Origin of the sequence: Amycolatopsis magusensis (assembly GCF_017875555.1) — a bacterium.
Lineage (GTDB): Bacteria > Actinomycetota > Actinomycetes > Mycobacteriales > Pseudonocardiaceae > Amycolatopsis > Amycolatopsis magusensis.
The window spans coordinates 7,032,539-7,055,357 of record NZ_JAGGMS010000001.1; the positions used below are offsets into that span (position 1 = coordinate 7,032,539).

Genomic DNA, 22,819 nt, shown 5'->3' on the forward strand with positions numbered 1-22,819 from the left:
CGCCATGCCAGTGGAATCCGAGCGGAAGCCGGCGAACGAGCCCGTCCAGGGCAAGGTCACCATCGCGCAGATCGCGGTCGAGGCCGGGGTTTCCATCCCGACAGTTTCGAAGGTGGTCAACGGGCGCACCGACGTGGCCGCGTCGACCAGGGAACGGGTCGAGGAGCTCATCCGCCGCTACGGCTACCAGCGGCGCAGCGACGAGCGGGCCCGCCGGTCCAACCTGCTGGAGCTGATGTTCCACGAGCTCGAAAGCATCTGGGCGCTGGAGATCATGCGCGGGGTCGAGCAGGTGGCCAGCGAGCACGACCTGGCCGTGGTCCTCTCGGAATCCCAGGGCAGGCTGACGCCCGGCCGCGGCTGGCTGGAGAAGGTCCTGGCCCGGCGGCCGATCGGCGTGGTGTCGGTGTTCTCCGACCTCAGCGCCGACCAGCTGGCGAAGCTGGAGTCGCGCAACATCCCGGTGGTGGTGGTCGACCCGGTCGGCGAGCCCGGCGAACGCACCTACTCGATCGGCGCCACGAACTGGAACGGCGGGCTGATCGCCACCCGGCACCTGCTCGAACTCGGCCACCGGCGGATCGCGGTGATCGGCGGACCGGAACGCGTGCTGTGCAGCCGCGCGCGGGTGGACGGCTACCGCGCCGCACTGGAGACCGCGGGGCTGCCGGTCGACCCGGCTTTGGTGCGCTACGGCGACTTCCACGTCGAAGCCGGGCGCGCGCAGCTCACCGAACTGCTCAAGGTGCCCGACCGGCCGACCGCCGTGTTCGCCGGCAGCGACCTCCAGGCGTTCGGTGTCTACGAGGCGGCGCGCGCGGCCGGGCTGCGGATCCCCGACGACATCAGCGTGATCGGCTTCGACGACCTGCCCGTGGCGGGCTGGGTCGGCCCGCCGCTGACCACCATCCGCCAGCCGCTGCAGGAGATGGCTGTCGCGGGCACCCGGCTGGTGCTGGCCCTCGCCCGCGGCGAAGAAGCCGAGCACCGGCGCGTGGAACTGGCGACCAGCCTGGTGGTGCGGCAGAGCACCGCACCACCGGCGGCCTGAGCCCTACGGCACCAGCCCGAGGAACTTCAGCGCGGACGCGGCCATGCCCGCGCCGAGCGCGTTGTGCCCGGTGCCCGCCATGCTGATCCCTTCGACCTGCGTGCCGTAGCGGGTGCGCGTCCACTCCGGCTTCGGGTGGTCGGTGCTCGTCGGCGTGGTGGACAGCCCGTGCACGTTGGTCCACTGGTCGATCTCTTCGCCGAAGTTCGGGTACCGCAGCGTGGTGTCGGCCGTGCCGTGCCACACCTGCATGCGCGGCCGTGGCCCGTGGTAGCCCGGGTAGGCCGCACGCACCAGGTCGCCCCACTGCTGCGGGCTCTTCAGCAGGTTGCCGTTGGCGCAGGTACTGTTCCAGCCGGACCCGTCGGTGGTGGCGAAGCAGCCGAACGGCACCCCGGCGAAGGCGGCCCCGCCCTTGAACACGTCGGGGTAGGCGCCGAGCAGCACGTTGGTCATCATCGCGCCCGAGGACGAACCGGTGGCGTAGACGCGGTTCGGGTCACCGTTGTGGTGCTGCAGCACGTACTTCACCATCGACACGATGCCGACGGGGTCGCTGCCACCGTCGTGCTTGAGCGCCTGCGGCGAGGACACGTCGAAGCAGTTGCCGCTGCGCGTGGCCGACGGGTAGATCACCACGAACCCGTGCTGATCGGCCAAGCGGGCGAATTCCGTGCCCGAATGGAAGGCCGGTCCGGAGCCGGTGCAGTAATGCGCGGCGACGAGCACCCCCGGTTTCTGCGTCACTTTGTCGGGCACGTACAGGTGCATTCTCAGGCCGCTCGGATTGGTGCCGAAACCGGTCACCTCGGTCAGCGAAGCGGCCTGCGCGACCGGCGCCAGCAGGGCGGCGAGCATCGTGAGAACGCCGAGAAGTATCGCTTTCCTTCGCACGTCCACCTCCAGTGGTCGCTTTCATGATGCGGCCGCGGACAACGGGACAACAATGACTTTCGAAAATGTTTCGACGCCGGTTTCCCGCGCTCACCGCGGCTTGACGACCTGCATGCGCCACCCTAGGGTCGAATTGTCAGCGCACCGCTTCGAAACTATCGGAAAGAGGGCTCGATGCGGACGTTCCGGGTGGCCGTGGTCGGCACCGGCGGCATCGCCGAAGCAGCGCACGTACCGGCCATCCGCGCCGCAGGCGAGCGGGCGAAGCTGGTCACCGCGGTGGACACCGATCCCGCGCGCCTGGCGGTGTTCCAGGAGAAGACCGGGATCGCGGTCGCCTACCAGTCGCTGAAGTCCATGCTGCGCACGGAAAAGCCGGATCTGGTGCAGGTGTGCACGCCGCCGTCGACGCACGCGGACATCGCGGTCGCCTGCCTCGAAGCGGGTTCGTGGGTGCTGCTGGAGAAGCCGCCCGCGTTGTCGCTGGCCGAATACGACCGCATCACCGCCGCCGAGGGCGAAGGCGGCCCGTACGCGAGCGTGGTGTTCCAGCACCGCTTCGGCTCAGGCGCGCGACACGCCCGGCAGCTCATCGGCAGCGGCGCGCTCGGCAGGCCGCTGGTCGCGGTCTGCCACACCACCTGGTTCCGCGACCAGTCCTATTTCGACGTCCCCTGGCGCGGCAAGTGGTCCACCGAGGGCGGCGGGCCGACGATGGGGCACGGGATCCACCAGATCGACCTGCTGCTCGCGCTGCTCGGCGAGTGGACCGAGGTCCGCGCGATGGCGGGCAGGCTCGACCGCACGATGGAGACCGAGGACGTGTCGATGGCGATCGTGCGCTTCGCCAGCGGGGCCATGGCGTCGATCGTGAACAGCGTGCTGTCCCCGCGTGAGGAAAGCTACCTGCGCGTGGACCTGACCGACGCGACGGTCGAAGTCACGCACCTGTACGGATATCACAACACCGACTGGCGGTACACACCCGCGCCGCACGTGACCGACGAGGCGCTGATCTCCTCGTGGTCGGAGGTCGCGGAAGATGTCGGCAGCTCGCATTCGGCGCAACTGCCGTTCGTCCTGGACGCCATGGAATCCGGCGAACGTCCGCCGCTTTCGGGCGCCGAAGGCCGCGAAGCACTCGAACTGATCACGGCGTTGTACCGGTCGGCGTTCACCGGCGCCCCGGTCACCCGTGCCCAACTGCAGCCCGGCGATGTGTTCTACCACCGCATGAACGGGGGCGTGAAACTGTGAACCTGGCCGAGGGCGACGGTGTGTTCACCGTGTCGGAAAATGATGTCGAACTCCTGCGCTACACCTACCGGCCGGACATCGACGCGTTCGAATGCCCGAGCCCGAGCTTCCACCCGCTGAGGACCCTGGCCGGCGACGTGGTCACCGGCAACCGGCCGCACGACCACCGGTGGCACAAGGGCCTGGCGATGACCGCGTCCCACCTGGACGACCAGAACTTCTGGGGCGGGGTGACCTACGTCCGTGATCGCGGGTACGAGGTCCTGCCGAACGTCGGCTCGCAGGTGCACCGGAATTTCGTGGAACTGGCGCCGGAAGGGGTCGTCGAGGAGATCGACTGGCTCACCTCCGGCGGGCAGAAGTGGATCGAAGAACGCCGCACCATGGCGTTCACCGTCGAGCCTGATGCCTGGACCCTGGACTTCACCTCGGACCTGCGCAACGTCCGCGACACCCCGCTGGAGTTCGGCAGCCCCACCGTGCACGGCCGGGAACTGGCGGGCTACTGCGGCTTCTTCTGGCGCGGCCCCCGCTCCTTCGAACACGGCGAGGTACTGGCCTCGGATGACCAGTCCGGCCCGGAACTCATGGGCCGCAAGGCCTCGTGGCTCGCCTACCTCGGCACCCACGACGAGGTCGACCACACCTCCACCCTCCTTTTCACCCCGGCGCCCGACCACCCGGAAGTCCACTGGTTCGTCCGCAACTCCCCCTACGCCGTGGTGAACCCTTCGCTCGCCTTCTACGATCCCCTCCACTTGGCCCCCGGCGACACCCTGCACCTGCGCTACCGCCTCCTCATCGCCAACGGCTCGTGGTCCCGCTCCCACCTGAGCACCCGCGCCACCTCCTACACCTGGTAGCCGGTCCGATGTCTCAGCCGCCCCCCGCGACACAAATGTGGCTTTCGGAGCAGATTCCGCCCCCAAAGCCACATTCGTGTCCTCGCACACACCCCCTCCTCCGAAACCGCCCCCAAGCACCCAACCAGCAGCCGACCACCCAAAAGACACCCCCCAAACCCGAGCACTCAACCGGCGGCCGGGCACCAAAGAAGCCCCCACCAAAAGTAGCTCCCTAAACAAACACCCGGGCACAAAACGTGCCCAGCCCTCCCACCCACCCCTCCCCATCCCCGGTCCAAAGCGAAAAACACGGCGGGGGTATCGATGTCAAGGCATCTCTCCCGCCTTGACATCGATACCCCCGCCGTAGTCACACTGAAACACCGGGGTGGCACCACAAACAAAAATCACTGCCCAGCCAAAGCCGCCTCAAACTCAGTCCGAACCTGATCCCCGCCACCCGACCGCCACTGCTTCACGACCTCATCCCACGCGGACACCGGCTTCCGCCCCGCCAAGATATCGTTCTGCGCGTCATTGATCATCGTCCCCAGCTGCCCCTGCTTCCGCGACCAGGTATCCGAGAACAAACTCAACGTAGGATCCGCCACCGACGAAGACACCACCGAAGCCTGGTAGTCATAACAAGCCTTCGTAGCCTCCGCATTACCCGGCACGAAGATCACGTCCGGCGAGTCCACAATGTACCGAATGCCGAGGACCGTCTGCGAAACGCCAGCCTGCGAAGGCCGCGGCCCGCCGTCCTGCATCGTGTAGTGGGTACCGGCCGTGCCGTACTTCCGGAACAGGTACTCCTCCGTGCCGAACGGGGCAGCCAGCCAGTCCGCGATCTTCAGCAGCTGCCGGATCCGGCCCTCGTCGGCCTTCTTCAGCACGGTGAAGTTGTTCGTCGCCTGCGCCTGCCACGTACCGGCGAACCCGCCACCGTTGTACAAGGGCGGCCGCATGCCGGAGATCTTGAACCCCGGGCCGGCCACGTTCTCCGCGTAGTACTGCGGCCATGCCGTGTACCGGTCCGTGTGGAGCAGGGCGCTGCCCGCGTTGAACCACTTCTTCACCGGCGCGTTGTTCGTCGTGCTGTCCGGGTGCACCACGCCGTCGGCGAACAACTGCGAACAGTCCGCCAGCGCCTGCTTGTACTCCTCGTATTCGAACTTGCTCTTCAGCTTCCCGCCTTCGTCCTTCCACCGGAACGGCAGTCCGAGCATCTGCGAAACGAAGTCCAGCGGCGCGCCCGCGAGCGCCCACCGGCCCGCCTTCTCGTCCGAGACCTGCCGGCACACCGCCCGGAACTCCGCGAAGGACGCCGGGTTCGGGTTCGCCCCAAACTGCGCGAAGAGGTCGTCGCGGCGGAACATCAGGCTGCCCGCGATGCCGCGCGCCACCGGCAGGCCGTAGATGCCGCCGTTGTACCGGCAGTCCTTCCACGCCGCGGTCGGCAGGTTCGCCAGGAACGGGTACTGCTTCACCGCGTCCCCGCCGAGGTACGGGGTCAGGTCCTGGCACTTGCCCGCCAGCCACGCCGGCAGGTTCGCCACCCCGGCGGGCAGGCCGTTCGGGGTGTAGAGCGCCGGCACGACGAAGTCGGGCAGGTCGTCCCCGGCGACCAGGGTGGCGAACTTCGTCGGCATGTCCGAGTTCGGCACGATGGTCAGCCGCAGGTCGGCGTTGAGGCGCTTGTTCAGCTCCTGCCAGTACGGGTTCTGGTCCACCGTCGGCGGCACCGGCGAACTGGTCAGGACGAAGGCGGACACCGGCGAACCGTCACCGGGCGGCGCGGAGAACGCCCGCACCGGCGGATCGGGGTACCGGAGGAAACCGTTCAACAGCCCCTGCTCGTTGCCGGGCAGGTCCGGCGTGACACCGGTGTAGGGCACGTAGGCGGGCAACTGCGTGTCGGCCACGGTCTGCTGCGTCGCCGGGCCACCACCCCCGCTGCTGCAGGCACCCAGCACCCCGGGCACGGCCACGGTGGCGAGGGTGCCGGTGAGGAACCGGCGGCGGTTCATCGCGTTCATCGGATTCTCCTTCGGTGGGTTCAGCCCTTGACCGCGCCGATCAGCACCCCCTTGGTGAAATGGCGCTGCACGAACGGATAGACCAGCAGGACGGGGATGATCGAGAGCACCAGGATGGCCATCTGCACGGCTTCGGCGGGCGGCAGATCCGCCCCCGAACCGAGCTGGTCCACCCCGAGCTGGGACTGGTTGACCACATAGGTCCGCAGCACCAGTTGCAGCGGCCACTTCGCGGTGTCGTTGAGGTAGAGCAGCGCGCTGAAGAACGAGTTCCAGTACGCCACCGCGTAGAACAACGCGATGACCGCGAGCACCGCCTTGCTCATCGGCAGCACAATCCGCCACAGGATCAGCCCGTCACCGGCGCCGTCCACGCGGGCGCTGTCGATGATCTCGCCGGGCAGCTCCATGAAGAACGCCCGCAGCACGATCACGTTGAACACGTTGACCAGCACCGGCAGGATCAGCGACCAGTAGCTGTCCAGCAGCCCCAGGCTCTTCACCATCAGGTAGCTCGGGATGATGCCGGGGGTGAACAGCAGCGGCATCAGCACCACCAGCAGGAACGGCCGGTGCAGTAGGGTCCCGCGCCGGCTCAGCCCGTAGGCGAGCAGCGTGGTCGCGGTCAGGCTCAGCAGCGTGCCCACCGCGGTGACGAACAGGCTGACCAGCGTCGCCCTGGTGACCACGCCGCCGGACAGGATCGCGTTGTAGGCGTCGAAGCTGATCGAGCGCGGGATCAGCACGAACCCACCGGCGTTGGTCACGTCCTCCCGGGTGGCCAGGCTGGTCGACACGATGCCCGCGAACGGCACCACCACCACGGCGCAGCACAGGGTGAGCACCACGGCCTTGACCGCCTTGCCGAAGGCCGACGGTCCCTCGAGCGCGCTCATCGCTGGTAGACCCCCTGCTCGCCGAACCGGTGCGCCAGCTTGTTCGCGCTCAGCACCAGCGCCACCCCGACCAGCCCCTTGACCAGGCCGACCGCCGCGCTGACGCCCCAGCTGCCCGCCAGGATCCCGTTGTTGTAGACGTAGGTGTCCAGCACTTCGCTGGCGTCGGCGCCCACCGCGGCCTGCTGCAGGATGATCTGCTCGAAGCCGACGGTCAGCGCGTCGCCGAGGCGCAGGATGAGCAGCAGCACGATGATGCCGCGCAGGCCGGGCAGGGTGACGTGCCAGAGCTGGCGGGCGCGGCTCGCGCCGTCCATCGCCGACGCCTCGTACAGCGTGGTGTCGATCCGCGACAGCGCGGCCAGGAACAGGATGGTGGCCCAGCCCGCGTCCTTCCACAGCACCTGGCTGGTGATCAGCGCCTTGAACAGCTCCGGCGAGCCGATCACGTTCACCGTGGTGAAGTCGTTCTCGCGCAGGAAACCGTTGAGCAGCCCGGAATCGCCGAGCATCTGCTGGAAGATCGCCACCACGATCACCCAGGACAGGAAGTGCGGCAGGTAGAGCACGCTCTGCACGACCCGCTTGAGCCGTTCGGAGATCAGGCTGTCCAGCAGCAGCGCCAGCGCGATCGGCACCGGGAACACCACGATCACCTGCAGCAGCGTGATCACCAGGGTGTTGGTGAGCGCGTTGAGGAAGGCCGGGTCGCCGCCGAAGACCACGTCGAAGTTGGTCAGGCCGACCCACGGGCTTTCGAGGATGCCGAGGTAGGGCTGGTAGTCCTTGAACGCGATCACGTTGCCGAGCAGCGGCACGTAGTGGAACAGCACGAGCAGGGTGATGCCGGGCAGCGCGGCGAACACCAGGAACCGGTCCCGCGTGAACCGCTGGCGGCGGCTCGGGCCGGTTCGTGCGGTCACGCCGTCCTCCTCGACGAACTCTCACCGATCGCTTCCAGAAACTATCGGAAATTATCGCGATCAAAAACTAACCGCCTCGCCCATCCGCGTCAAGGAGCTGGACAACCTGCTCGTAAACCGCGACAAACGCCGATCGGCCTATTCGAAACTTTCGAATAGGCCGATCAGGGGAAGCGCTTTCAATCGCGAGTGGTCAGAGCCGTGCGAGCAGGAGGTGCATCGACTCGGTGGTGTTCTCGGCGACCGCGCGCGCGGCCAGGTCCCCGTCACCGGCGGCGACCGCGGCGGCGATTTCCGCGTGCTGCGCCACCGAAGCGCGGTGATCGGCCGCGTCGGCGAAGTACACGTGCTCGTAGCGGCGGATGGTCCGCCACAGCCCGTTGGTCAATTCGAGGAGCCGGGTGTTGCCGCACCGGGAAACCAGGACTCGGTGGAACTCGGCGTCGAACCCGTGTGCCGCCGCGGGATCGGTGGCCGCGGCGAAAGCGGAATTGATCTCCGTCAATTTCGGTGCCAGCCCGCGCAAAGCGGAGCCCGTACCGCGCACCGCCCACTCTTCGAGGTGCGCGATGATCGGATAGGTCTCGCGGACCTCGTCCGCGCTCAGCTCGGCCGCGAGGAAACCGCGGCCGCGATCGAACCGGACCAGTCCGCCGCCTTCCAGGCGCAGCAACGCTTCCCGCACCGGTGTCCGGCTGACGCCGAGGTCTTCGGCGAGCGCGCTTTCGTTGATCCGCTCCCCCGGCGCGATCTCCGCGGCCAGGATTCGGGTGCGCAGCAGCTCTTCGAGATCGGCCCGGTTCACCGCGCCTCCTCGACGAGCCTGCCGACCAGCTCCGCCGCCTCCTCGTCGGTAAAGGCGGCGGTCGAACTGCCCACGCCGGCCTCCGCCATCGCCAGGCCGGGCACCGGGGTCTCGGTGAAGTTGGCGAACAACCACACGTTCTCCCGCTCCAGCAGCGTGCGGTTCGCGGCGGTGAGCCGGTCCGGCGTGCCCGGCAGGTAGACCTGGAAAGCGTTGGTGTGCGGTGGTTCCGGGGCGACGCGCACACCGGGGACGCGTGCCAGCGCGGCCGCCAGCCCGAGCGCGCGTTCGCGGTATCCGGCCATGCGCGGCAGGTGCGTGCGCAGCCCGGCGCGGGCGGCCAGCACGTACGGGAAGACCGTGTAGAGGTTGCCGCCGTGCCGGGTGGTCCACGGCCGCGTCGCGGCGACCGGCTCGGCCTCACCGGCGAGCACGCAGCCGCCGAGCCCGCCGATCGTCTTGTACAGCGACACGTACACCGAATCGGCCAGTGCCGCGATCTCCGCCGGCGACCGCCCGTAGTACGGCGCGCTCTCCCACAGCCGGGCGCCGTCGAAGTGCAGCGGCACCCCGCGCTCGCGGCACCACGCGGAGATGGCGCTCAGCTCGTCCCAGGACGGCAGCTTGTGCCCGGCCCGCCGGATCGGCAGTTCGACCACCACCACGCCGACGCGCTCGGCCACCGCGTCCAGGTCGGCGGCGGTGAACGGGCTCCAGGTGCCCAGGCGCACCGGCACCAGGCCGTGCAGCCGCTGGTACCCGCCGTCCTCGTCCAGTTCGACGTGACTGCGGCTGTGCAGCGCGACGACCGGGCTGCCGGTGCGCTCGGTCCACACCCGCAGCATCGCCTGCTGCGCCATCACGCCCTTGAGCACGAACCGGCCGGCCGGCTTGCCGAGCAGGCCCGCCACCTCCGCCTCCAGCTCACGCAGGCCAGGCCCCTCGTTGTAGACGTCGGGCAGGGCGTCCACGCCGGGTGCCGACCGCAGCCGGTCAAGCCAGTCGGCGGCCGTCAGGCGCTCGTGGTGGGAGAGGAACCGGGTGTCCGGCCGCCAGGCCGGATCGTCACGCAGGTGCATGCGCCCGACGATCGCATGCGATCCGCTCGAATCGCATGCGATTTACCTCAGGTGAGCCGGTGCAGGCCCTCCAGCACGCGGTACATCAGGTCGACCGGCGGGCGGCCGTTGGCGGTCAGCTGCGGGGCCGACCGCATCTCCAGCAGGCCGAGGTCGAGCGCGTCCCCGATGAGCACCCGGGCGGCGCCGAGCGGGCTGCGCAGGTGGGTGGCCAGTTCCGCGACCGAGAGCGGGTGGCGGCACAGGTCGCAGATGAGCTGGTGGTCCCTGGACAGCCGGGTGCGGTCGAGCTGGACCCCGCGCTTGGTCGACACCATCACCTCGACCCGCAGGTCGTGCCGGGTGCCGGTGCGGCCGCCGGTGCGCACGTACGGGCGCGCGCGGATGAAGTCCTGGTCGTCGTCCTCGCCGGGCAGTTCGTCCACCAGTTCGGGCTCCGGTTCCGGTAGGGGCGGCGGTGGTTGCGGCGGTGGTGGCGGGGCCGGTCTCGAGGGCGGGGCTTCGGCCGTCACCGGCTGTGACGGCTCCGGCTCCGGCTCGTCCAGCGGCTTGGGCTGGAAGTCGTGATCCGCCCACTGCTGGTAGTCACCCCAGCCGCCGAAGGACAGCTGGGACATGCCGGCCCACAACGAGGTTTTCTTGTGCGCACCCATCACAACTCCGTGGTCCGGCCAGGTAGGCATCGACCAAACCATGCCGGAGCCGGAAACACCAGAGATCGGCGGCGGACAACCCGGGTGGATCACCGGTTGTGCGTAATACGGGACGCAGCGACGTGACTCGTCCGCAGTGGACGGTTACGGAGCGACACCGGCGGCGTCAGCCGAGTTCTTTTCGCACCTGCGGCAGCACCTCGGTACCGAGCAACTCGATCGCGGTCATCACCCGGTCGTGCGGCACCCCGGCCCAGTCCATCTGCAGGGCGTACCGGTCGGCCCCGACCAGCCTGCCGACCGAGATCAGCCGCTCGGCCACCTCGTCCGGACTGCCGGCGAAGATCGACTGCGCCCCGCGCGCGAACTCGTCGTACTCCCCGCGGGTGGGCACCTGCCAGCCGCGGGCCCGCGCGCCGTACTTCATCGTCTCCAGCCAGTACGGGTAGAAGGTCTCCTTCGCGTCCTGCGAGTCGCGGGCGATCAGCCCGATCGCGCTCATCGTGACGTTCAGCTCCTCCTTCGTGTGCCCGCCGGACTCCCCCGCCTGGCGGTAGAGGTCGACCAGCGGCGCGAACCGCTCGGGACGGCCGCCGATGATCGCGTAGACCACCGGCAGGCCGAGCAGGCCCGCCCGGATCGAGGACTCGGGGTTGCCGCCGGTGCCGATGCTGATCCGCAGCCGCCGGTGGTACGGCCGCGGCAGCACGCGCGCGCCCTCCAGCGGCGGCCGGAACCGGCCCGACCAGGTGATCGGGTCCTCGCGGTCGAGCCGCAGCAGCAGTGCGAGCTTCTCCTCGAACAGGTCCTCGTAGTCGCCGAGGTCGGCACCGAAGAGCGGGAAGGACTCGGTGAACGAGCCACGCCCGGCGAGCAGCTCCGCGCGTCCCTCGCTGAGCTGGTCCAGCGTGGTGAACTGCTGGTACACCCGCACCGGGTCCTCGGTGCTGAGCACGGTGACCGCGCTGCTCAGCGTGATCTGCTCGGTCACGCTCGCGGCGGCCGCGAGCACGGTGCCCGGGTTCGAACTGGCGTAGTTGTCCAGGTGGTGCTCCCCCACCCCGTAGAACCCGAGGCCCAGCTCGTCGGCCAGTTTGATGCGCTCGACGGTGTTCTTCAGCGCGCGTGAGACCGGCACCTGCTCACCGGTGCGCGGGTCCGGGTGGCGGTCGGCGAAGCTGTAGATGCCCAAGTCCATGCCAGCCAAGCTACGCCGGAGATGATGATGCGTCAACAAAACCGTGTTACCGTGGCCCGATGAGCGAACCGCGGTGGCTGAGCGAGCGCGAGCAGCAGGTGTGGCAGGCCTACCTGGCGGTGCAGCGGGAACTGCACGCCGCCCAGGAACGCCAGCTGGTACGCGATTCCGGACTGTCCACAGCGGACTACACGCTGCTGGCGCCGCTGTCCGAGGCACCCGACGGCCTGCTGCGGGCCCGCGAACTGGGCCGGCGGGCCGGCTGGGAGCGCAGCCGGCTCTCGCACCAGGTGAGCCGGATGGAGAAGCGCGGGCTGGTCGTCCGCGAAGACTGCCCCGACGACGCGCGCGGCTCGATGATCCGGCTGACCGCCGCCGGCCGCGAGGCCATCGAAGCCGCCGCACCGGAGCACGTGGCCACGGTGCGGCGGTTCTTCTTCGATCCGTTGTCCGCCAAGGAGGTCGAGCTGCTCGGCGGGGCGTTCGACCGGATGCTCGCCGTGCTCGCGGCTCAGGAGGTCCAGTAGTCCCAGAACGCCTGGAGGATGAGCGCGGCGATCAGCACGTACCACGCGGCGAGCACCGCGCTGTGCCAGCGCGACAGCTTCGGGCTGCGCAGGTTGTCGAGCGTGGTGTACCAGAAGATCGGGATCACCACCGCCCACACCACCATGCAGTACGGGCACAGGGCGTGGATCTGGTACAGGCTGGCGAAGACCAGCCAGTGCACGAAGAGCACGCCGAAGGTGGCGCCCACCTGCATGCCGACGCGGAACCAGCGCGGCGGGACGAACCCGGCCAGCATGACCACCCCGGCCGTGGTGACCACGGCGAAGGCGGCGATGCCTAGCAACGGGTTCGGGAAGCCGAACGCGGCGGCCTGCGTGCTGTCCATCACCGAACCGCACGAGACCACCGGGTTGAGCGAGCACGTCGGCACGTAGTCCGGGTTCTTGAGCTTGGCCAGCTTCTCCAGCATCAGCGCGGCGGCCGCGAGCAGCCCGATACCGCCGCCGATGGTGTAGAGCCAGGCGAGCCCGCGCCGCGTCTCCATCAGCCGAGTTCCTTGTCGATCAGCTCACGCAGTTCCTGGTCGACGGCGCCGAAGGTGTCGCCCTGGGGGGCGAACTTGAGGCCGTTGACGAACAGCGTCGGCGTGCTGGTGACCCCGGCCTGCTGCCCGTCCGCGCGGCCCTGGTCGATGCGCGCCTGCACCTGCGGGCTGGTCAGGTCGGCCTGGTACTTCGCCACGTCCAGGCCGAGCTGGGTGGCGTAGCCCTGGAAGACGGTCTTCGCGGCGGCCTCGTCGGAGTTGACGTTCTGGCCGTCCGCGCTGATCGCCCACTGCTGGAAGTTGTCATACAGCGCGTGGTACATCTCGCGGTACTTGCCCTGCAGCGAGGCGGCTTCGGCGGCCTGGGCGGCGGGCAGCGCCAGCGGGTGCATCTCCAGCGGGAAGTTCCGGGTGACGAAGGTGATCCGCCCGGCGTAGTCCTGCTCGATCTTGCTGGTGATGTTCTTGTAGTACGAGGCGCAGGCCGGGCACTGGTAGTCGAGGAACTCGACCAGCGTGACCTTGCCGTCGGGCGCCTCGGTCAGCGTGTGGCTGTCCGGCTTGCGCAGCACCTCGGCCGCCACGCGCGGCTGCTCGGTGCCGCCGTCGGCGTTGTCGTCCCCGCCGCTGAACAGGAGCACCCCGCCGACCACGAGTACCGCGACCACCACGATCACCAGGGTGACCAGGACGTTCGGCGAGAGGCCGCGTTTGGCCGTGACGGGGTTGCTGGTGCGGTTACTGCGCGACATCAAGCTGACACCTTCCGAGACGATGTGGTTCCGCCATTCTGGTCGTCGCCCGGTCGTGTCCGGTTCCCGGACCCCGCGAAACGTGGTTGAGACCATCCTTCCCGGGTAACCCGCTGCCCGTGAACGACATGCCCACTGTTTCCTCCTTGGACGAATTGGCGGAGGTGTGCAGCGGCGCCGAGGGCGAACTGTTCGTCCGCTGGTCGCACGGCCCGGACACCGATCTCGGCGACCGCGCCGCGCAGTCCAGCCGGGACGGCCTGACCGGGGTGAAGCTGCCCGGGTTGTCGGCCAACCCGCTGCGCGTGGAGCCGTGGTGGGGCGACCGGCCCCTGCGGTTGTGGCTGGCCCGCCGCCTGCACGACTACGAACACCTGCGTGAACTGCGCGGCCCCGGCGTGGTGCCGTGGGTGCTGAGCGGGCAGGAGCAGGCCCGCGGGCCGGACAACGAGCCGCTGGTGGTCTGCGACCGGCCGGTGGCCTGGATCGGCGAAGAGGTGCTGCGGGAAGCCGAGCGACTGGTCAGCGAGCAGAACTCACCCGAATGGGGACCGCTGGCGCGGCACCGGCGGCCATCCTGACCGCTCAGGCGGTGTCGAGCGCGCGGCAGACGTTCTCGGCGATGTCGAGCTGACGCCCCAGCCGCGCGGCCGACTCCCTGGCGCACGACAGCGCGGAGCTGACCTCCACCAGTGCCTGGGTGAGGGCCTCGAACTCCTGCGGCGGGCCGAGTTCCCCGGTGAGCGCCCGGTCCTCCAGCCAGCCGCCGAGGCCGGGCAGGGTGCGGGCGACGTTGTCGGTCAGCGACCGCAGGTGGCCCAGCAGCAGGCTCAGCTCACCGGGATCGCCTGCCACGGGCGCGCCGTGCGGGTCCACCGTCCGGTAGTAGAGGCAGCGGGTGAGTTCTTCGGCACGGGCGGCCAGGGACACCAGCCCGCCACCCAGGTTGTCGCCGCGCGTCGTGTCCATGGTCTCGATCCTCACGGGAGAGTTGCCGGTAGGTACCCGTTCGCCTGCGAGGCGAAACCGGATTTCCCGACAAATGCGGCGACGGCTCGGGCACGTTTGCCGAACGGGCACCGTGGTATCCGCCGGAAGATCCCACGCGAAAGGACTGCCGAACATGGGCTCCACACTGATCGGACGCGCTGTCGCCATGCTCGCCGCCGACGGGGTCGAGCAGGTCGAACTGGTCGAACCGCGCAAGGCCGTCGAGGCCGAGGGCGCCACGGTGACCCTGGTTTCCCTGTCGTCCGGCGAAATCCAGGCGATGAACTCCGACCTCAACCCGGCCGACAAGTTCCCCGTCGACCGGGTGGTCTCGGAGACCTCGGCCGCCGAATTCGACGCGCTGATCCTGCCCGGTGGCACGATCAACCCGGACAAGCTGCGGCTGGACGAATCCGCGGTCGGCTTCGTGCGCGACTTCTTCGCCGCGGGCAAACCGGTCGGCGTCATCTGCCACGGGCCGATCACGCTGATCGAAGCCGGGGTGGCCAAGGGCCGCACGCTGACCTCGTACCCGAGCATCCGCACGGACCTGCGCAACGCCGGGGCGAACGTGGTGGACCAGGAAGTGGTCAACGACAACGGCCTGGTCTCCAGCCGCAACCCCGACGACCTGCCCGCGTTCTGCGCGAAGATCGTCGAAGAGTTCGCCGAGGGCAAGCACAAGGTGCACGACGAAGGCGCCACCGCCTGATGGAGGCCGAGGTCACGCTCCGGGTCGACGGGCAGGAGCACCGGCTGCCCGTCGACACCCGGACCACGCTGCTCGACGCCCTGCGCGACCGCCTCGGCAACCCGAGCCCCAAGAAGGGGTGCGACCACGGGCAGTGCGGCGCGTGCACGGTGCTCGTCGGCGGCAGGCGGGTGCTGAGCTGCCTGACGCTGGCCGTGGCCACCGGCGAGGACGAGGTCACCACGGCGAACGGGCTGGCCGAGGACGGTGAACTGCACCCGGTGCAGCGCGCGTTCATCTCCAACGACGCGTTCCAGTGCGGGTACTGCACGCCGGGCCAGATCTGCTCGGCCGTCGGCGTCCTCGACGAGGTGGCGCGGGGATGGCCGAGCCATGCGACCCAGGACATCACCGAGCAGCCGGAACTGGACCACGACGAGATCGCCGAGCGGATGAGCGGGAACCTGTGCCGCTGCGGGGCCTACCCCGGCATCGTGGCCGCGATCGAGGAGGCGGGCCGGGCGTGAAACCGTTCGACTACCGCGCCCCCGCCGACGCGGCCACCGCCGTGCGGACCGTGGCCGCCGATCCGTCGGCGGTCTTCCTCGGTGGTGGCACGAACCTGGTGGACCACCTGAAGCTCGGCATCACCACGCCGGGGCTGGTGGTCGACGTGACGGCGCTGACCTCGGCGGAGATCACCGGGCGGCACGGCGGCCTGCGGATCGGCGCCGCGGTGCGCAACAGCGACCTCTCCGCCGACCACCGCGTCCGCGAGCGGTACCCGGTGCTCGCCGAGGCCGTGCTCGCCGGGGCTTCCGGGCAGCTGCGCAACATGGCCACCACCGGCGGGAACCCGTTGCAGCGCACCAGGTGCGTGTACTTCCAGGACGTCACCACGCCGTGCAACAAACGTCAGCCGGGCAGCGGCTGTTCGGCGTTCGGCGGCTACACCCGCCACCACGCCGTGCTCGGGGCCTCCCCGCACTGCATCGCCACGCACCCGTCCGACCTCGCGGTGGCGCTGACCGCGCTCGACGCCGAGGTCCAGGTGCTCGGCACCACCGGGGAACGCAGCATCCCGTTCGGCGAACTGCACCGCCTGCCTGGCGAGCACCCCGAACTCGACACCGTGCTGGACCACGGTGAGCTGATCACCGCGATCGACCTGCCCGAGGCGCCGATCGCGGCGAACTCCACCTACCGCAAGGTCCGCGATCGCGCGTCCTACGCGTTCGCGCTGGTCTCGGTCGCCGCCGCCCTCCGGGTCGAGGACGGGATCGTCCGGGATTCGCGGATCGCGTTCGGCGGGGTGGCGCACAAACCGTGGCGGGCGCACCAGGCCGAAGCGGTGTTGCGCGACGCGCCCGCGAACGAGGACACCTACCGGGAGGCGGCCGAAGCCGAACTCGCCGAAGCCGTCGCGGTCGACGGGATCGACGGCGGCAACGGGTTCAAGATCCCGCTGCTGACCCGCACCCTGGTGGCCACCCTGCGCGACCTCGCCGGGGAGGCCCGGTGACCGCCCGCGCGATCGGCCAGTCCCTCCCCCGCCGCGACGGGCGGGCCAAGGTGACCGGCACGGCCACCTACGCCTACGAGACCCCGGTCGACCGGCCCGCCTACTGCCACCCGGTACAGGCCGACATCGCGCGTGGCCGGGTGACCTGGCTGAACACCGCCGAGGCGGAGAAGCTGCCCGGGGTGCTCGCGGTGCTCACCGAAGCGAACGCCGAGCGCCTCGCGTCCACAGAGGACGCCGAGCTCGCCGTGCTGCAGTCGGCCGAGGTCGCCTTCCGCGGGCAGCTGATCGGCGCGGTGCTGGCCGAGACCGCCGAAGTCGCCCGTGAGGCCGCGGATCTGGTCGAGGTCACCTACGTCGAGCAGGAGCACGAGACCGAACTCACCGCAGACGGCGACTACGACGCCGACACCACCGGTGACGTCGAGACCGCCTTCGCCGAAGCCGACGTCGTGATCGACCAGACCTACCGGACCGCGATGTACCACAACAACCCGTTGGAGCCGCACGCCACGACCGCGCTCTGGCAGGACGACGGCACGCTGACGCTGTGGGAGTCCACGCAGGGCGTGCACCCGGCCCGTGCCAAGGTGGCCGAGGTCTTCGGGCTGGACAGCGAGCAGATCCGGGTGATCTGCCCGTTCGTCGGCGGCGGGTTCGGCTCGAAGGGCATGCCGCACGCCAACGTCATCCTCGCCACGATGGCCGCCAGGGCGCTGCCGGGCCGCCCGGTGAAGCTCGCGCTGACGCGGCAGCAGATGTTCTCGCTGACCGGGTACCGCACGCCGACCATCCAGCGCACGCGGCTGGCGGCCGATCGCGACGGGCGGCTCTCGGCCATCGCCTTCGACGTCGCCGAGCAGACCTCCAGGATCAAGGAGTACGCCGAGGAGAGCGGGAAGCCGTCGCGGACGATGTACGCGGCGCCGAACCGGCGGGTGGCGCACCGGCTGTCCGCGTTGGACGTGCCGGTGCCCTCGTGGATGCGCGCCCCCGGTGAGTGCCCCGGCATGTTCGGGCCCGAGGTCGCGATGGACGAGCTGGCCGACGCGCTCGGCATGGACCCGATCGAGCTGCGGCTGCGCAACGACCCGGACACCGATCCCGAATCCGGCAAGCCGTTCTCCAGCCGCAACCTGGCCGAGTGCCTGCGCACCGGCGCCGAGCGGTTCGGCTGGGCGGAACGCGGGCCGCGGCGCGAGGGCGACTGGCTGGTCGGCTACGGCGTCGCCGCCTCGGTGTACCCGGTGAACCGGTCGCCGGAGTCGACCGCCGCGATCCGGTTCCACGGCGGGCGCTACACCGTCGACATCGGCGCGGCGGACCTCGGCACCGGCACCTGGACCACGCTGCCGCAGATCGCCGCCGATGCCCTCGGCGTGCCGGTCGGCGAGGTCGAGGTGCGCATCGGCGACACCGACTACCCGAACGCCTCGGTGGCTGGCGGGTCCTCGGGCATGATCACCTGGGGTTCGGCCGTGGTCGACGCCGCGCTCGCCTTCCGCGAGAAGTTCGGCACCGAGCCCGCCGACGGCGACGAAGCCGAGGGTTCGGTGAGCCAGAACCCCGACGAGGAACGGTTCGCGATGTCCGCGTTCGGCGCGCAGTTCGCCGAAGCCAGGGTGCACGCCGACACCGGCGAGGCGCGCGTGCCGCGCCTGCACGGGGTGTTCGCGGTGGGCCGGGTGATCAACCCCCGTACCGCCCGGTCACAGCTGGTCGGCGGGATGACCATGGGCCTGTCGATGGCGCTGCACGAGCAGAGCGTGCTGGACCCGCGCTTCGGCCACGTGGTCAACCACGACCTCGCCGAGTACCACATCACCGCCAACGCCGACGTCGGCGAGATCACCGCGGACTGGCTCGACGAGCACGATCCGTACGTCAACGCCATGGGCGCCAAGGGCATCGGCGAGATCGGCATCGTCGGCACGGCGGCGGCCGTGGTCAACGCGGTCCACCGGGCGACCGGGGTGCGGGTGCGGGAGCTGCCGGTCACCCTGGACAAGCTGCTGCCGGGGCTCAGCTCGCCGGGTCCCCGGCGAGCGACTTGATGCCGAGCAGGGTCTGTTCCATCCCGGCACGCAGATCGGCGAGGCGGTGGCGCAGCAGCGCCTCCTCCTTGTCCGGCCACCGGTCGATGGCCAGGCTCAGCCCCGAGCGCGCCGGGCCGACGCGCACCGAGTGGTGCACCCGCACGCCGCCGGGCGCCGGCTCGACGCCGAAGCGCCAGGTGGCCATCGGATCGCCGGTGACCTCGCCGAACCGGCCGTCCGGATCGGCGACCGCCCAGGCGAACGCCCTCGGTTCGTCGAACTCGACGACGGTGGCGATCGTGCGCCAGGTGCCCAGCACCGGGTTCTCGTTGTGCCCTTCGAACTCCGCGCCGATCGCCGGTCCGGCCGCCTCGCCGAGCCAGCGCACGCGCCGCAGCTCCGGGCTGAACCGCGCGGGCACGCCGATGTCGGTGACCAGCCGCCACACCCGCCCGGCCTCGGCCGCGACGTCCAGCTCGCAGGCCACCGAGGGGCCGTCCGCGTACCGCATCCGAACTCCTTTCCGAACCGGCCTCGAAACACCATCTCACCAGGGAAGGATCCGATGACCACCACCTCCGGCAAGCCCGTCTCCCCCGCGCTGGTCCTGGCCGGGTTCATCGCCGCGGTCGCCGTGGTGGCGGTGGCCGGCGCACTGGCTTCGACCGACGCACCCGCGGTCTACGCCTCGCTGAACCTGCCGGCCTGGGCCCCGCCCGCGTGGTTGTTCGGTCCGGTGTGGACGGTCCTGTACCTGGCGATCGCCGTGTCGGGCTGGCTGTACTGGCGCGCGGGCGGCGACCGCCGCGGGTTCACCGTGTACGGGGTGAACCTGGTCCTGAACCTCGCGTGGACGCCGCTGTTCTTCGGCGCGGGCGCCTACGGGGTGGCGCTGGCCGACATCGCGCTGCTCGACGCGGCCGTGGTGGCGACCATCCTGCTGTTCCGCCGCCGCTCCCCGCTCGCCGCCTGGCTGCAGGTGCCGTACCTGGCGTGGGTCCTGTTCGCCACGGCGCTGAACACCGCGATCGTCGTGCTCAACTGAACTGGCGCGCGTTGCCCAGCAGCCCGATGACCTCGGTGTCGCTCGTCTGGGCGAAATCGCCGTACCAGCGGCCGACGGCGGTGAAGTGCGGCGGCACGGCGAGGCAGACCAGGTCGTCGGCCTCGCGTCGCACGCGTTCGACCGCCTCGGGAGCGCCCACCGGCGTGGCGAAGGTCAGCGAGCGCGGTGACTCGGCGCGGAGGGCACGCAGGGCGGCGATGGCCGTCACGCCGGTGGCCAGGCCGTCGTCGACCACGATGACCTCGCGTCCGGCACGGGGTTCGGGCGCGCGGCCGTCCGCGTAGAGCTCGACGCGGCGAGCCGCTTCGGCGCGTTCCTCCTCGCACAGGGCCACCAGCTGGTCCTCGGACAATCCAAGCCGCGAGACGCTCACCTGGTCGAAGATCGGCGGCCCGGCGGCGGTCACCGCGCCGATCCCCCATTCGGGTTGGCCCGGTGCCCCGATCTTGCGGGCCACGGCCACGTCCAGCGAGGCCTCGAGCTCGGCGGCGATCACGGCCGCCACCGGCACCCCGCCCCGGGCCAGGCCCAGCACCAGCGGTTCGTGCCACCGCCCGGCCAGCTGCCCGGCGAGTTGCCGTCCCGCGTCCCGGCGATCGGTGAACACGGCTTTCTCCTTCCGCTCGCCCTCTCCGGGTGACCGTAGGGCGCGCGCGGCAAACCCGCAGGGGCGGCGGCTACCCGATCGGCAACTCGCAGTCCGCCACCGGGCGCAGCGGGACCGCGTCGTCCGGGCGGACGGTGCCGCTGATGGGCTGCAGGTGCAGGTCGGGTACCTGGTCGGGCAGCCCGGCCAGGTACCGCAGGATGATGCCCTCACGCAGCGCCCACGGGCACAGCTCCACCGAGGTCAGGTCGAAGGCCTTCATCACCTGTTCGGCCACCACCGCCCCGGCCACGATCTGCCCGGCCCTCGACGCCGAGATGCCGCGCAGCTTCGCGCGTTTCGCCGCCGGTTGCGAGGCCAGCTCGGGCACCAGCGCCCGGAGGTCGGCGGCGCTCAGCTCGCGGTGCACGAACGGCCCCTTGCGCTGCGGTGCCGCCCCGCACACCCGCGCCAGCTGCTTGAACGTCTTCGAGGTGACCACCGCCCTGGCCGCGGGCCCTTCCCAGCGCAGGCGGTCGGAGATCTCCCGGAGGGTGGCGTGGACGTGCCGCCGCAGGTCGCGCAGCTGCCGGCCGCTCGGCGGGTCGTCGGGCAGGAAGTCCCTGGTCAGGCGGCCGGCGCCGAGCGGGAGCGACAGCGCGAGATCGGGCTTGGCGTCGCGGCCCAGCGCGATCTCCAGCGAGCCGCCGCCGATGTCGAGCAGCAGGATCCGCCCGGCCGACCAGCCGTACCAGCGGTGCGCGGCGGCGTAGGTCAGCTGCGCCTCGTCCTCGCCGGTGAGGAACTGCGGCCGGATCCCGGTCTCCGCCTCGATCGAATCGAGCACCGAGTCCCGGTTGCCCGCGTCCCGGATGGCCGAGGTGGCGTAGACGAACAGCTCCTCCACGTGGTTCTGCCGGGCCGCGACGAGCGCCTGGCCGACCGCGCGGATGACCCTGGCGACCCCGCGCTCGCTGAGCTCGCCGTCGTCCCCGATCTCCTCCGCCAGCCGCGTCGGCTCCTTGATCGCCATCGCCGGGAGCGGCGGCGCACCGGGCGCCCCGTCGACGATCTGTAGTTGGGCGCAGTTGGAGCCGATATCCAGGACACCCAGTTTCATCCGGGTGGGATACCCCGCCCACCGGCCCGCTACACGACCGGGAATCCGGTGTGTGCCGGGCCCGCGCGCGGGTACTCCCCCGGTCATGGCAACACCAGTTCACCCCCGGGAGCACGCCGATGGCCGATACTGAACTGAGCGGGCAGATCGACGCCCTGCTCACCGAGCACGTCGAACTCAGCGTTCCCGCCCGGTTGGAGCACCTCCCCCTGCTGCGGATGCTCGCCGAGGCGGTGGCCACGAAGGAGGATTTCGACCTCGACGCCATCGCCGATTTCAAGATCGCCGTGGACGAGGTCGCCTCCTGGCTGGTCCACCACGCCGAGGTCGGCTCCAGCGTCAGCTGCCGCTACCGGCTCTCCGCCGGTGAGCTGGCGGTTTCGGTGTCCGCGCCGACCGCGGACCAGGCCGTGCCCGAGACCGACGGCTTCGGCTGGCACGTGGTGAAGACGGTCACCGACTCCGCCTCGTACCAGGTGACCGAGCAGGGAGGCCGCGTGGTCACCATCGACCTGGTGATGGCCACGAGGACGGGGGGCCAGTGAGCCAGGAGTCGGCTCCGAAAGCCAGGGGTGAGCAGTACGCCCACTGCGCCCCGTTGTTCGAGGAACTCGCGGGCCTGGCGCCGGGCGACCGCCGCCGCGACGAACTGCGCGACCGCCTGGTCACCGAATACCTGCCGGTGGCCGAGCACATCGCCCGGCGGTTCTCCGGGCGCGGCGAGAACTTCGACGACCTGCTCCAGGTCGCCCGCCTCGGCCTGATCAACGCGGTGGACCGCTTCGAGGTCGGGCGCGGCTCGGAGTTCCTCTCCTTCGCGGTGCCCACGGTGATGGGCGAGGTCCGGCGGTACTTCCGAGACTCCAGCTGGTCGGTCCGGGTGCCGCGCCGGCTCAAGGAACTGCACCTGGCGATCAGCCACGCCACCGGGGAGCTGGCGCAGACGCTGGGCCGGGCGCCGACGCCGTCGGAGATCGCCGACAAGCTCGGCATGAACGCCGACGAGGTCCGCGAAGGACTGGTGGCGGGCAACGCCTACCAGGCGGTGTCGGTGGACAAGCCGGTCAGTTCGGACAGCGAGCGGCTGCCGCTGGCCGAGACGCTCGGCGAAGAGGACACCGATCTGGAAGCGGTGGAGAACCACGCGGCGCTGCGGCCGCTGCTGGCGGAACTGCCCGAGCGCGAGCGCACGATCCTGAAGCTGCGGTTCTTCGGGAACATGACGCAGACCCAGATCGCCGACCGCCTCGGCATCTCGCAGATGCACGTGTCGCGCCTGCTTTCCCAGACGCTGGAAAGACTTCGCGGCAAGTTGCTCGCCGATCCCTGAGCCGGCAAGGGTTTCGATCCCCGGCTCCGGTG

At 70.3% G+C, this 22,819-nt stretch carries 26 protein-coding genes; 12 read left to right on the plus strand and 14 right to left on the minus strand.

Translation table 11 applies throughout. The features are described 5' to 3' along the window. Window positions 1-4 precede the first annotated feature (4 nt). The gene (locus JOM49_RS31225; RefSeq protein ID WP_209667751.1) at window positions 5-1,051 is read left to right on the plus strand and encodes a LacI family DNA-binding transcriptional regulator; all 1,047 of its coding nucleotides are present in this window, start codon (window positions 5-7) and stop codon (window positions 1,049-1,051) included. A 3-nt stretch (window positions 1,052-1,054) separates the two neighbouring features. Here the strand turns inward: JOM49_RS31225 and JOM49_RS31230 are convergent, their stop codons facing one another. Beyond that, window positions 1,055-1,945, minus strand: a complete 891-nt coding sequence (locus JOM49_RS31230) for an extracellular catalytic domain type 1 short-chain-length polyhydroxyalkanoate depolymerase (protein ID WP_308158938.1) — start codon at window positions 1,943-1,945, stop codon at window positions 1,055-1,057. A gap of 174 nt (window positions 1,946-2,119) precedes the next feature. Here JOM49_RS31230 and JOM49_RS31235 point away from each other — a divergent pair, with 174 nt between their 5' ends. Then, window positions 2,120-3,202: a Gfo/Idh/MocA family protein gene (locus JOM49_RS31235; RefSeq protein ID WP_209667752.1), complete on the plus strand. Its 1,083-nt coding sequence runs from the start codon at window positions 2,120-2,122 to the stop codon at window positions 3,200-3,202. Then, a complete protein-coding gene (locus tag JOM49_RS31240; RefSeq protein WP_209667753.1) occupies window positions 3,199-4,065 on the plus strand; it encodes a DUF6807 domain-containing protein in 867 nt (288 codons plus the stop codon). The genes JOM49_RS31235 and JOM49_RS31240 overlap by 4 nt, the downstream gene beginning before the upstream one ends. Window positions 4,066-4,454: 389 nt before the next feature. On the opposite strand, the gene JOM49_RS31245 is transcribed toward JOM49_RS31240, so the two are convergent. The 7 genes from JOM49_RS31245 to JOM49_RS31275 all read right to left on the minus strand — a co-directional run bounded on the left by JOM49_RS31245 (window position 4,455) and on the right by JOM49_RS31275 (window position 11,640). Beyond that, window positions 4,455-6,086 carry a type 2 periplasmic-binding domain-containing protein gene (locus JOM49_RS31245; RefSeq protein ID WP_209667754.1) on the minus strand — a complete coding sequence of 544 codons (1,632 nt, stop codon included), beginning with the start codon at window positions 6,084-6,086 and terminating at the stop codon, window positions 4,455-4,457. A gap of 20 nt (window positions 6,087-6,106) precedes the next feature. Continuing rightward, entirely contained in the window at window positions 6,107-6,982 is an 876-nt protein-coding gene (locus tag JOM49_RS31250) for a carbohydrate ABC transporter permease (protein ID WP_209667755.1), read from the minus strand. Further along, window positions 6,979-7,905, minus strand: coding sequence for an ABC transporter permease (locus tag JOM49_RS31255; protein ID WP_209667756.1), 927 nt, complete (start codon window positions 7,903-7,905; stop codon window positions 6,979-6,981). The genes JOM49_RS31250 and JOM49_RS31255 overlap by 4 nt, the downstream gene beginning before the upstream one ends. Window positions 7,906-8,098: 193 nt before the next feature. Further along, complete coding sequence (locus tag JOM49_RS31260; protein WP_209667757.1) at window positions 8,099-8,710, minus strand: GntR family transcriptional regulator; 612 nt, start codon at window positions 8,708-8,710, stop codon at window positions 8,099-8,101. Continuing rightward, window positions 8,707-9,789, minus strand: coding sequence for a threonine aldolase family protein (locus tag JOM49_RS31265; RefSeq protein WP_209667758.1), 1,083 nt, complete (start codon window positions 9,787-9,789; stop codon window positions 8,707-8,709). The genes JOM49_RS31260 and JOM49_RS31265 overlap by 4 nt, the downstream gene beginning before the upstream one ends. Window positions 9,790-9,836: 47 nt before the next feature. Further along, window positions 9,837-10,442 carry a DUF742 domain-containing protein gene (locus JOM49_RS31270; protein WP_209667759.1) on the minus strand — a complete coding sequence of 202 codons (606 nt, stop codon included), beginning with the start codon at window positions 10,440-10,442 and terminating at the stop codon, window positions 9,837-9,839. A 166-nt stretch (window positions 10,443-10,608) separates the two neighbouring features. After that, window positions 10,609-11,640, minus strand: a complete 1,032-nt coding sequence (locus JOM49_RS31275; RefSeq protein ID WP_209667760.1) for an LLM class flavin-dependent oxidoreductase — start codon at window positions 11,638-11,640, stop codon at window positions 10,609-10,611. A gap of 59 nt (window positions 11,641-11,699) precedes the next feature. Between JOM49_RS31275 and JOM49_RS31280 the strand changes: the two genes are divergently transcribed. Further along, window positions 11,700-12,167, plus strand: a complete 468-nt coding sequence (locus tag JOM49_RS31280) for a MarR family winged helix-turn-helix transcriptional regulator (protein ID WP_209667761.1) — start codon at window positions 11,700-11,702, stop codon at window positions 12,165-12,167. Here JOM49_RS31280 and JOM49_RS31285 read toward each other — a convergent pair. Together JOM49_RS31285 and JOM49_RS31290 are read right to left on the minus strand one after the other, a co-directional pair. Beyond that, entirely contained in the window at window positions 12,152-12,694 is a 543-nt protein-coding gene (locus tag JOM49_RS31285; RefSeq protein ID WP_209667762.1) for a vitamin K epoxide reductase family protein, read from the minus strand. The genes JOM49_RS31280 and JOM49_RS31285 overlap by 16 nt on opposite strands. Beyond that, window positions 12,694-13,446 carry a DsbA family protein gene (locus tag JOM49_RS31290; protein ID WP_209667763.1) on the minus strand — a complete coding sequence of 251 codons (753 nt, stop codon included), beginning with the start codon at window positions 13,444-13,446 and terminating at the stop codon, window positions 12,694-12,696. Before JOM49_RS31290 ends, JOM49_RS31285 begins: the two co-directional genes overlap by 1 nt. A 128-nt stretch (window positions 13,447-13,574) precedes the next feature. Between JOM49_RS31290 and JOM49_RS31295 the strand changes: the two genes are divergently transcribed. Then, entirely contained in the window at window positions 13,575-14,027 is a 453-nt protein-coding gene (locus JOM49_RS31295; RefSeq protein ID WP_209667764.1) for a DUF6098 family protein, read from the plus strand. Window positions 14,028-14,031: 4 nt separating this feature from the next. On the opposite strand, the gene JOM49_RS31300 is transcribed toward JOM49_RS31295, so the two are convergent. Next, window positions 14,032-14,415, minus strand: coding sequence for a hypothetical protein (locus tag JOM49_RS31300; protein WP_209667765.1), 384 nt, complete (start codon window positions 14,413-14,415; stop codon window positions 14,032-14,034). Between the two features lie 154 nt (window positions 14,416-14,569). Between JOM49_RS31300 and JOM49_RS31305 the strand changes: the two genes are divergently transcribed. The 4 genes from JOM49_RS31305 to JOM49_RS31320 are packed head-to-tail and all read left to right on the plus strand — an operon-like array spanning window position 14,570 to window position 18,703. Beyond that, on the plus strand, window positions 14,570-15,148 hold the full coding sequence (locus JOM49_RS31305) for a type 1 glutamine amidotransferase domain-containing protein (protein WP_209667766.1): 579 nt from the start codon (window positions 14,570-14,572) through the stop codon (window positions 15,146-15,148). Beyond that, on the plus strand, window positions 15,148-15,654 hold the full coding sequence (locus tag JOM49_RS31310) for a 2Fe-2S iron-sulfur cluster-binding protein (RefSeq protein WP_209667767.1): 507 nt from the start codon (window positions 15,148-15,150) through the stop codon (window positions 15,652-15,654). The genes JOM49_RS31305 and JOM49_RS31310 overlap by 1 nt, the downstream gene beginning before the upstream one ends. Then, a complete protein-coding gene (locus JOM49_RS31315) occupies window positions 15,651-16,649 on the plus strand; it encodes an FAD binding domain-containing protein (protein WP_209667768.1) in 999 nt (332 codons plus the stop codon). Before JOM49_RS31310 ends, JOM49_RS31315 begins: the two co-directional genes overlap by 4 nt. After that, window positions 16,646-18,703 carry a xanthine dehydrogenase family protein molybdopterin-binding subunit gene (locus JOM49_RS31320; protein WP_209667769.1) on the plus strand — a complete coding sequence of 686 codons (2,058 nt, stop codon included), beginning with the start codon at window positions 16,646-16,648 and terminating at the stop codon, window positions 18,701-18,703. The genes JOM49_RS31315 and JOM49_RS31320 overlap by 4 nt, the downstream gene beginning before the upstream one ends. On the opposite strand, the gene JOM49_RS31325 is transcribed toward JOM49_RS31320, so the two are convergent. Then, window positions 18,672-19,196, minus strand: coding sequence for an SRPBCC family protein (locus JOM49_RS31325; RefSeq protein ID WP_209667770.1), 525 nt, complete (start codon window positions 19,194-19,196; stop codon window positions 18,672-18,674). The genes JOM49_RS31320 and JOM49_RS31325 overlap by 32 nt on opposite strands. A gap of 54 nt (window positions 19,197-19,250) precedes the next feature. Here JOM49_RS31325 and JOM49_RS31330 point away from each other — a divergent pair, with 54 nt between their 5' ends. Beyond that, window positions 19,251-19,730, plus strand: coding sequence for a TspO/MBR family protein (locus JOM49_RS31330; protein WP_209667771.1), 480 nt, complete (start codon window positions 19,251-19,253; stop codon window positions 19,728-19,730). Here the strand turns inward: JOM49_RS31330 and JOM49_RS31335 are convergent. Together JOM49_RS31335 and JOM49_RS31340 are read right to left on the minus strand one after the other, a co-directional pair. Next, window positions 19,723-20,358 (minus strand): phosphoribosyltransferase, encoded by a 636-nt coding sequence (locus JOM49_RS31335; RefSeq protein ID WP_209667772.1) that lies wholly within the window; start codon window positions 20,356-20,358, stop codon window positions 19,723-19,725. The two genes, JOM49_RS31330 and JOM49_RS31335, sit on opposite strands and share 8 nt — an antisense overlap. 70 nt (window positions 20,359-20,428) lie before the next feature. After that, a complete protein-coding gene (locus tag JOM49_RS31340; RefSeq protein WP_209667773.1) occupies window positions 20,429-21,457 on the minus strand; it encodes a Ppx/GppA family phosphatase in 1,029 nt (342 codons plus the stop codon). A gap of 119 nt (window positions 21,458-21,576) precedes the next feature. Here JOM49_RS31340 and JOM49_RS31345 point away from each other — a divergent pair, with 119 nt between their 5' ends. Continuing rightward, window positions 21,577-22,002 (plus strand): ATP-binding protein, encoded by a 426-nt coding sequence (locus tag JOM49_RS31345; protein WP_209667774.1) that lies wholly within the window; start codon window positions 21,577-21,579, stop codon window positions 22,000-22,002. Further along, window positions 21,999-22,787 carry a SigB/SigF/SigG family RNA polymerase sigma factor gene (locus JOM49_RS31350; RefSeq protein WP_209667775.1) on the plus strand — a complete coding sequence of 263 codons (789 nt, stop codon included), beginning with the start codon at window positions 21,999-22,001 and terminating at the stop codon, window positions 22,785-22,787. Before JOM49_RS31345 ends, JOM49_RS31350 begins: the two co-directional genes overlap by 4 nt. Window positions 22,788-22,819 lie beyond the last annotated feature (32 nt).